Raw genomic sequence first — 9,461 nt, 5'->3', positions numbered from 1 at the left:
GCCTCGCAGGTGCCGGACCTACTACCCTGGAACTGGCAACCCCTGGAACTCCGACAAGCCGCCTAACCGCGGCCCACGCCGGATGCTTACCACAGCACCTCTTCGGCTCCCCGACCAACGGACCCTAGTAGAGCGCGAATGTTAGGTCTGAGCATCTTGGCCAGATCGCCCGCCGACCTGTTCACACTGCATAAGTGACCGGTGCAGCGCCGATGCGGCTAAAAGCCGCCGTTGTCCCGCAACATGTCAGTGGGAGTTTGGTAGGGGCAACGGGAGCGCTCGGCACTTTGCCTTTTTCCGAACTTGGCCAGCATATGGCTAGCGCCCAAAATGCTGCTGCTTCCCGAGCTTTTCCCGGCTGCCAAACCGCGCCCTGTCACAATCTAATATTGCCAGTCTACAGAACGCTGCAGGTAGGAAGGGCGTGCGAAGATGACACTTGGGCAATCGGTCCGATCGGTGTAGGCCCCCAGAACCCCGCGACACGCTCCATCGCGCCGGTTACGCCAGGCGCGGCCCATTGTTCTCCGCGACCTTCGACATAGTCCACGATGCGCAAATCCTCGCCTCGGATCGCTTTGGCAGCCACATCGTCGGGCAACAACACGGTCGATCCTTGCACGTCTCGTACCGGGAATTCCAGGCATGGGAATGACCGAGCCAGCACTTCGCTACAGGCAAAACTGTCGCACGTGTTCAGGTCATAGGCATGGTCAAATGGGCGCCCAACGAGACGAAGCGCGCGGGCCGCCACGGTTTGCTTCTGTGCTACATTGATTTCTGGGCGTATTAAGAGCGCTGCGTCGCGTTGCCCAAGAACATCCGACAGCGCGCTGAACGAGACGTTCGGCGAGACGCCTTCCACGACGTTGGCTCCAGCGCGTATCGCCTCGTGATAAGGCTTGATGGAGGGATGGGACCAGAGCCCAATCGCGCGCAGTTGGGCCTCTGTCCCGATGTAGACCGCGCTATGCGTGAACCAGCCCGGCAACATCCGTGAAGACAGATGGCTCTTCGACGAAAAGACCAGGAGGTCTAGTGGGCGGGCTTTGTCGACAACCCTTTCGATGGCCGCGGGGTGCGCGGCCAAGAGCCCACTACCCGATTCCGCATTGAACAGAGGCGCCAGAGGTTCGGACAAGGCGAGCGCAAGGCCCGCAAACCAATCCGGCTGCCGATCCGGATCTTCGCAGCAGGTGAAGGTCGATGCTTTCGTACCCTCGGGCAACCCGGTGTAGTCAGGATGCTGGTTCGGAAGTGTGCATGCCGTAAGGGCCATGAATTGCGATAGAAAAAGAAAACGCGCCAAGAGCTTCCCCGTCAAATTCGGCATATCCCAAACTGCCTGCCGTTTGGACAAAGGATCACCTGACCGGGCTGGAAAATCAATCGTTTCCCACTTTGAGAAACGCGCATCCAGAACTGGTTCCTTCGATGACGTCCCCTTGGACACTATCCGTGGGTGCCTTGCGCCACAGCGCTTTCGTTCAATAAGAGAAAACGCTTGCGCTGATAAGCGTCGTACCGCCTATTGCAAGGCAATTTGGAATTGATCCTCTGGTATTTTTGGAGGCACCGACTTTGGCTCAGGATCCCCGCAAAGGTGCATCACTTCTCGCGATGCCTTCGGGCGCGTGGGTTCTCATCCCCTTCATGATCGCGTTTTTCGCGACCGCCACCTTCTACNCGGCGGCCATCGGGCTGGTGGCCATCGACGAGCTGTTCATGCTCCACGAGAAATCCATCGCGATCACGGGCGACGACGACCATCCCAAGATCTTCCTGATCGCCGCGGCCGGTATCGGCATCTTCATCCTGTCGAAGATCGAGCCGCTGCACCGCTTGGCGCTCACGCTCTTCTGGTGCGGCTTCGCGGCCCATTGCCTCTACCTGGTCGTGGACCTGGGTGACGGCGACTACTTCACGCTGCCCCTGTCGCGCGTGACGCTTTCGTGGATGGAGGAATACCTCGAGATCACCTCGACCGCGTTCTATTTCAGCGCGCTCTTCGCCCAGGCGTTCGGCGTCGCGCGGGCGGGGGCCAGCCAAGCCTGACCGCCGCCGATGCTCATCCATCGTTATTGGTAGAGGCTCTTGTTGCCGCTCTCACGAAGACCGCCCCGAAGCTCGGGGCGGTCATGGTGCGCAGGCCGGTGCCTTGAAGGGAGTGAGTGAGGCACCGGGTGTCGGCACACCATCCGGGTTTCAGTTCAGGCTCACGACCTTTGTGCTCTCAGCAGCATCGCGCTGCGGACCGACAATAGCCGGCGGATAGCTGGCGACGCCAGGAACATCTGCCATGTGTGAGCCACCCAACGGCTGGACGAGAAGGTATCCCAGCACCACCCGGTCTTTCGCGATGGCCCGGGCTTCAAGGATCATCTGGGCGCGCTTGCGGGCGGCGATCTGTTTTTCCGTCAGGGGAATGTAGGGGGCCGGTGTCGCGTGCCAGCCCAGGGGCGATACCTCAATGGGGGCGTACGGCGCGGCGGTGCGGTCCTGGGCCGGGGACCCGGCAGTTGCCGCGAGGAGCGCAAGGGCTGCGAGTTGAACGATGCGGGTCATGGTCTTTCTCCGTGTCTGGAGCACTTCGGGTCGTCCGAACATGCGATGGGGTGCCCGCGGGATGGCTTGTGACCGAGCGGGCTGTCCCTTGAGCGTTCCAGACCGTCGCGAGGCCGGCACCCCACATTCATGGGGTTCCGTAGGGCTTTTTCTACGCGACACTCAGATTTGGCCGGTGATCGTCAGGGCAAGGAATGGCTGGACAGGTTACCGGACCATCGGCGATATTAGGGACTAACTTGACCGACGCCGGTCCGTGTGACCCATCGGCATGTTGGCCCATCCCAAACGGTCCCCGCCCGCGGGCTTTGCCTCGTCGTGCGGCGACCGAGACGACAGGTTGTTCTTGGTGCCGCGACGGTCCGCGCCCAAATGGCGGACCGGTCCCGGCCATCGGGAGGATAGGCCATGGACAAGACGAACCACATCGGACCAAACCCCATCCACGCAGCACACGGGATCGCGCACTTCGGGGAGGATCCTCCACCGCCCTACCAGATCATGACGCGGGATTTCCTGTTCCTGCGGGCCCGCTTCCGCCGCGACGCGGTCCGCGCGGCCGTGCCGGCCGAGCTCGAGATCGCGGACGAGGCGACCGGCTTTATTGGCATGTTAACGTCGACAGGTGGATGGGGGCTCGAGCCTTACTCGCTCCTCTACGTCGCACTGGACGTGAAGCACGCGGCGTCCGCCGATGGTACCCCGGGGCTATTTCGCGCCGTGAACTACTATTCAGGCCAGCCAGGGCGGCTATTTCGGCGCCACTACAACGCCCGCATGGAAATCGGTTACAGCCGCCAGTGGAACGATGGTTTGACCTGGTACGGCGAAGGCGGGCGCGATGAGCCCGAGGTTCGGATCGAGCTACGGCGCACGGGAGACGACCTACCTGCGCCCGCCTCGGGAATACACCATTACCTGGCAGATGCGCCCAAGGGCGGGCTGGCGCATTTCTACGTCACCTACACGGCACAGTTCGGTGGCGCTGAAGTTGTCGACTACGCGCTGACGGACGCAGCGGCTGCAATGCTAAAGTCCCTCGAGCCGGTGGAGTTCCTGTTCTCCTACTATTGCCCCCAAACACCCTTGGCGATCGGAGAGCCCCACCCTTACGACCCGAAGACTGGCGCGCCCGATACCGAAGCACACCGGCTCGGCCTGATGGATGTCATCAGCCGGATCGGTCTGGCCGCGGCCTTGGCAAGCCGGGATGGCCGCCTTCTGTTTGTCAACAACAAGGCCCGCAGTCTGCTGGCCATGGCCCAGGTTGGCGGACGCCTCATCGCGTGGCGCAAGGAGGATCAGCGACAACTCGATGGCGTCATTGCCAGCACGGGGAACCAGGACACCTTGATCTCCCCGCCCGTGGCCCTGGTTCGGCCCGACAACGCGCTCCCCGTGCTTGCCCGCGCCCTTCCGGTCTCCGCAGCCATGGCGGGCGAGCCGGCCTTTCTCGTGCTCTTCAATGAACCGGAGGCCCGCCCGGCGAAGGATATCGACAAGGTTCTGCAGGTCCTGGGCCTGACCCCGGCCGAAGCCCGCCTCGCAGCCGGCATCGGGGCTGGGCGTTCCGTAAACGACTGCGCCGATCACCTGGCGATCACCGCCAATACCGCGCGCTCCACCCTCAAGGTGGTCTACGATAAACTCGGGATCTCGAAGCAAAGCGAGCTCGCCGGCATCGTGGCCCGGCTGGAGTGACGCCCATGGCCCAGCCCAAGACCTTCTTCCACACGACAGTCGACGACAAACTGCCCCTGCCGCCGCCACCCTACCAAGTGGACGTCGACCACTATCTGTCGGCCGGCGTCACGTTCGATCCGGCCCAAGTACGTAGCATCTTGCCGCAAGGCCTGGAACCTAACGAAACGCATTGTGGCATCGTCTCGATGTACACGGCGCCTTCGGGTTGGGCGATCGCCCCCTTCTCCTGCTTCTACGTCGGCATCGAAGTCCGAGGCTATGATGCACCGGACGGGTCTCCCGCGCATTACCTCGTGGGCCACTATGACGACGGCCGGGCGCTTGAGGCATTAACGCCATGGGGGCCGTTCATCGGCCCGGCGACCACGAACATCGACCTGCAGCACGGGCAATTTACGGGCACTGCACAAGACGAGGACGGCATTCTTGGCCGGTTGGCGGCGGAACGCTCGGTTGGTTCAGACACACCGCCCACCTCGGGGACACACTTTTATCTGGTGCAGGACTGGGAGGATCGGCTGGCCAAGAACGTCGTCGCCTACACCTCGCGCATGGAAGAGGTGTCCGTGAACCAGTGCAAGATCGGCCTCCGTCGGTCAGGCAAACGGATCGATCTCGACGTCCTCGACGTGCTGTGGGGCATCTACCTGCCAGGCGCGAGCTTCGTCATCGGCGAGCCGCGCCCCGTCACGGACGAGAGCATCTCTGACGAGGGCGAGATGGCGAAGATCGCGCTCGGGGAGCTCTTGACGCGGATCGGGCATGCCGCGGCTCTCGTGGCCACTGATGGCCGTGTTCTTTACATGACCCAGTCCGCGCAGAAGGTCCTACAGGATGCCCAGTTCGATGGCCGCCTCCGGGCTTGGCGGCGCAACGACCAACGAGCACTCGACGCGCTGATCAATCCGTCCGACCGGAACATGACGATTTCCGACCAGGTGGCCCTGGAACGTCCCACCCATGCGACGCCCCTTCTTGCACGCGCCATGCCGGTGGCGCCCGTCCTCACAGGCGAAAGAGCCGTCCTCGTGATCTTTTCGGACCCGGCAGACAGGCAACCCCGAGACGTGCAGCCATTGCTCCGGATGCTCGGCCTGACCCCGGCCGAAGCCCGCGTGGCGGCCGCGATCGCCGCCGGCAACACCGTCCGCCATTGCGCGCAGATGTTGGACATCACGGAGAACACGGCTCGCTCCACCATGAAGGTCATCTACGACAAGCTCGATGTTTCCAAGCAGAGCGAGCTGGCAAGCATCGTGGCGCGGTTGAACTGACCGTGTCGGAATGCCTTCGGCGGCGCAACGAAGCCGTACCAGCCTTGGTCCACGGCAGACTTTCTAGCCGCCGCGGGTCACCAACCGAGGGCCGTACACCCATGATCGCTCTACGGCAGNGTCGCCGACGCTTTCAATGCCCCCATTCGCCTGGCCTTTATCACCTTGCCGTACTCGGTTTCCGCCACTTCATGGCCCGCGTCCTCGTTCAACGCAGCGATNCCGCCAAACCGACAAACGCATAAACCGTGGTGCGCAAAGCTCCGTAATGATGTTCAAGCCGTGCACGCACCATCGGCGCACGAAGTTCCTCTTTCATCGGCAAATACTCCTTCAGTAATCCCATCATCATAACATGAAACCGCCCGGGGCGCTGATCTTGGGTTGGACCAACTCTGATGCCCGATACCTTTCTTGGAATTCGCAGGGAATTGCTGGGCGACTAGCTTCAACGGAGCCATCGAGGGCGGGCTCGCTCGTGGGTGCCCCTACCCCACCTCAAGCCAAGTCTCTCAGATAAAAGCTCAAAAAAAATGCCAGATGCTCTGTACGGACGACACGGCACGCATCAATGCAGATGTCGGAACCTCCCCGGTGATCCGTTCGCCGTCCCGGATGTAGGTTTCAACCACCTGCGCTAGCCGAACCGAGATGTCTCGATCCAGAAACGCGATACCGTTTTCGGTATCGTGCAGGAAACTCCGCCTGTTCAAATTGGTCGAGGATACCACGGAGAGGTGCTGGTCTATCACCAGCAGTTTGCTATGCATAAGGTGTCCCTCCGGCTCGTAATTCCACCTTTCGAAATGTCCGGCCTGCTGGTTCAGGAACGCGTGGTTGAGCGCTGTCGTGAAAAAGCCGGGCGGATCCGTGGAGTTGATGCGCGACACGAGCACGACGCGAACACCTCTGGCTTCCGCGCGCTCAAACGCGGCTACGATCGGCGGCGGTGGGTAGAGGAACGGCGACACTGCGAAGATTTCGTACTCAGCCGCATCGATCAAGTCGACGTAGTAGGACTGCAGTGCATGTCCATCGGCCCACGGATAGGAAATGAAATGCCGGACTTGGCGATCGTTGGGCAACGCCGCGGCGGGCGCAGACCCGGTCATGTGCACGGGCACGGCGCCATCACTGTCCCGGTGCCACAGCGTGCTGAAATGGCTGGCAATCTCCCGCACAACCCGGTCATCGCGCATGACGATTTCGAAATCGTAATAGACGCTATGCCAGGCGAGGCCTTCGATCCCGCCTTCGGCGTAGCTCCGCAGCTCCGGGTGGCCGTCCAATCCGAATGCATCGTCATAAAAGAAACCGTCATGCAGGTTTCGACCGCCGGTGATGAACCGCGATGCACCCGGTTCGGAAGAGAGCGTAAGGAAGAACTTGGTATGATTTGACCGCTGGGTCGCATCAATGATCCGGGTCGGCGTATCGATCCCCTGCGGATTCCACTCGAAGTACTGCAGTTGCACGTTCGGGTGTCTGGCGGAAAGGCTCTCCCAATAGGTGCGGTCAAGATCCAGCATCAGCGTCGCGCTGATCAAGACCCGTACCTTCGTGCCGCGGGCCGCGTGATATTCGATCATGCGCCGAACGAGATGCCCGGAGAGGTCGGCCCGGATGTGCAGGTACGACATGACGATGAGATCGAGCTTCGGGGCGCCGGAGAAATCGAACGGCATGTCAGGGTCACCTTGGGCGAGCACCTCACGCGCAACCGGCTGCCCGGTCAGAGCCTCGATCCGTGCATTCAGCGCATCCAGCGGGTCGATCGCGAAATCGACCTGCCCCGTGTTCATCGGGCAGGTCTGGTCGAGCCCGGTGTGGGCGTGGAACGCCCTTGCAAGAGCGTTGCCTGTGCCGGGACCCGGCTCGGGGCAGATTTCCCGAAAATTATCGATTTCTGCCAACACACTGTCGGGCGTGCCGGAACGCGCAAGTACAAGGCTCCGTTCGGCACCCCAGCGAACCTCGCAGCGGGAGACCTCGGGCGACAGGATCATTCGCGCACGCGCCTCACCTCGCGGTGGCAGGTGGAATGGCTGCCGGCCGCCGGGCCGGATGAACCTGTCGTCGCCGTCGATCTGAAGGCGGGCGGGCCCATCGCATGTGACCCGGGCGGGCATTGGATGGCGCTCCAGCGATTGCAGAACCAGCTTCGTTGCGCGGCGCGGGACGCTGGGCAGATCGAACGCAGCATCCGGCCTTTGGGGCCCGTTCGCCGAAAAGAACACGTAGGCTTCCACGAGGGGACCGTCCGGCGGGACCAACTGCGTCCTCGAAGCCTCTTGCACACCGCAGCTCATGAGCAGTGTCGCAAACAGGGCTGCCAAGGGCAGCATTCCTAGCCGAAAGGCGATCTTTCCCATGATGCCCCCAGGTGGATCAGTTCACCGGCGGGTCGTCGTTTCAGGAACCGCCGTACGCACACTGGCGCCGCTGGCAAGAGCCACTTTGCCTTGGCACCACCCGTCCATGTCTATCACTTAAACGAATGAGTCTTGAAGATACGCACTACCTTGATTGGGCAAGACCGGCTGTTTTGTCGCGGCGTAGAACTTCCCCCCTTTTGGGAGGCGACGCAGGATATCCGTTGGCAAGCCCCCTGATGTCAGCGTATCGAGGATCTATAACCTGTGAGGTCCACACTTGTCTTGGCGCCTGCTGATCCTGGCCGCGACATTGATTTCGGCTTGCGCCGTTCACCCGCGTGCCGTCATTGTCGCGCCGGCCAGCATGTCCCAAGACGATGTACTGCCGGTCTATGTCGGCACCACGAGGGCGACCGACAGCCTTGGAAGGCCAAGCCGAGACGCCGTGTCGGCACCGCTTTCATTTGCAGTACACACGGTGGCCTACCCCGAGGACCGCGCGGCCGGAGATGTGCCCATGGCGCGGGGCGTGCCGAACCCCGCGTCGCAATTCGCTATTGCCGGCATCGATCCCTTCGCGGGACAGACTGCCTTTTCAAGCGATCTAGCCTCGAAGCTGCGTGAACGCCCCGCAGGGCGTCGCACGGTCTTGGTCTATGTCCACGGTTTCAATGTCACCTATGCCGAAGGTCTGTTTCGGACGGCACAAATCATGCGGGATTGGCAAATCCAGCATGTCTCGGCCTATTTTTCCTGGCCGAGTACCTTGTCACCCTTCGACTATGCGCATGACGAACAGGCCTCTTCCGCGGCCCGTAAGGACTTCGTGCGGTTCCTCGAGGCGATCGTCGTCGCCCAGGCCGAAAGCATCATCTTGGTTGGACACTCGCTCGGGGCCGGCCTCGTCGTCGAAGCGCTGTCGGACCTGCAAGCCGCGTCCGACAAGTCGGTTATTTCGACCATCGGCGGGGTCTTTCTCGCATCTCCGGACATAGGTGTGGAGCGTTTCGACAACCTGCTTCGATCCATCCCCGCCCGCCCAGATCCTTTCGTCATCTTCACGTCTACGGAAGACTGGATACTTCGGTTGTCTTCGATCATGCACGGGGAACCTGAGCGGTTGGGCAGCCTGGATAACCCGCACAGCCTGGAAGGTCATGATACGCTAGTGATCGACCTTTCGGAGTACAGTGAGGGATACGTCAACCACAGGGTTGCATTCTCTTCGCCGCAACTACTGGCCGAGCTCGATGCCTGGACGTCCCGACCCGATGAGATTGGACACGCAATGCGGATGTTGACCGGGCGCGAGACGGCAACTAACCCACAGCGATAGCGCGGCAAAGTCAGCGAACGACCACCATTACCCACGCATGAAAATGGCACCACGCCCATGCGCAAATCGCAAGGGCGGAGTTCCCGGACTACAATCGTGTTGGATTTCGTCTAGCGGCTCATTGGGTGAAGATTCTAACCTAGCTCTGACCGACCAAAACCCGCTGTGCGAGCAATGGGCGACGTGCCTTTAAAAAGAAGAATGAGC

The 9,461-nt window shown here is 61.7% G+C and carries 6 protein-coding genes; 3 read left to right on the top strand and 3 right to left on the bottom strand.

Annotated elements, in window-relative coordinates; genetic code table 11:
• Positions 1-397: 397 nt before the first annotated feature.
• Both GQE99_RS00090 and GQE99_RS00080 read right to left on the bottom strand, forming a co-directional pair.
• Positions 398-1,453, bottom strand: a complete 1,056-nt coding sequence (locus GQE99_RS00090; protein ID WP_328794007.1) for a YiiX/YebB-like N1pC/P60 family cysteine hydrolase — start codon at positions 1,451-1,453, stop codon at positions 398-400.
• A gap of 752 nt (positions 1,454-2,205) precedes the next feature.
• On the bottom strand, positions 2,206-2,565 hold the full coding sequence (locus tag GQE99_RS00080) for a hypothetical protein (RefSeq protein ID WP_161349553.1): 360 nt from the start codon (positions 2,563-2,565) through the stop codon (positions 2,206-2,208).
• A gap of 408 nt (positions 2,566-2,973) precedes the next feature.
• Here GQE99_RS00080 and GQE99_RS00075 point away from each other — a divergent pair, with 408 nt between their 5' ends.
• Together GQE99_RS00075 and GQE99_RS00070 are read left to right on the top strand one after the other, a co-directional pair.
• A complete protein-coding gene (locus GQE99_RS00075; protein WP_161349552.1) occupies positions 2,974-4,266 on the top strand; it encodes an acetoacetate decarboxylase family protein in 1,293 nt (430 codons plus the stop codon).
• A gap of 5 nt (positions 4,267-4,271) precedes the next feature.
• Positions 4,272-5,543 carry a helix-turn-helix transcriptional regulator gene (locus GQE99_RS00070; RefSeq protein ID WP_161349551.1) on the top strand — a complete coding sequence of 424 codons (1,272 nt, stop codon included), beginning with the start codon at positions 4,272-4,274 and terminating at the stop codon, positions 5,541-5,543.
• Positions 5,544-6,067: 524 nt separating this feature from the next.
• Here GQE99_RS00070 and GQE99_RS00065 read toward each other — a convergent pair.
• Complete coding sequence (locus tag GQE99_RS00065) at positions 6,068-7,915, bottom strand: phospholipase D-like domain-containing protein (protein WP_161349550.1); 1,848 nt, start codon at positions 7,913-7,915, stop codon at positions 6,068-6,070.
• 280 nt (positions 7,916-8,195) lie between these two features.
• On the opposite strand from GQE99_RS00065, the gene GQE99_RS00060 reads away from it, so the two are divergent.
• Positions 8,196-9,254: an alpha/beta hydrolase gene (locus GQE99_RS00060; RefSeq protein WP_161349549.1), complete on the top strand. Its 1,059-nt coding sequence runs from the start codon at positions 8,196-8,198 to the stop codon at positions 9,252-9,254.
• Positions 9,255-9,461: the final 207 nt, after the last annotated feature.

The sequence above is a fragment of the Maritimibacter harenae genome (genome assembly GCF_009882975.1).
GTDB lineage: Bacteria > Pseudomonadota > Alphaproteobacteria > Rhodobacterales > Rhodobacteraceae > Maritimibacter > Maritimibacter harenae.
This window is presented reverse-complemented; position numbering and strand designations above follow the sequence as displayed.

Coding starts and splice junctions, on each gene's coding strand:
- GQE99_RS00070 (WP_161349551.1), top strand. CDS start 4,272: ATGGCCCAGCCCAAGACCTTCTTCCACACGACAGTCGACGACAAACTG.
- GQE99_RS00080 (WP_161349553.1), bottom strand. CDS start 2,565: ATGACCCGCATCGTTCAACTCGCAGCCCTTGCGCTCCTCGCGGCAACT.
- GQE99_RS00075 (WP_161349552.1), top strand. CDS start 2,974: ATGGACAAGACGAACCACATCGGACCAAACCCCATCCACGCAGCACAC.
- GQE99_RS00065 (WP_161349550.1), bottom strand. CDS start 7,915: ATGGGAAAGATCGCCTTTCGGCTAGGAATGCTGCCCTTGGCAGCCCTG.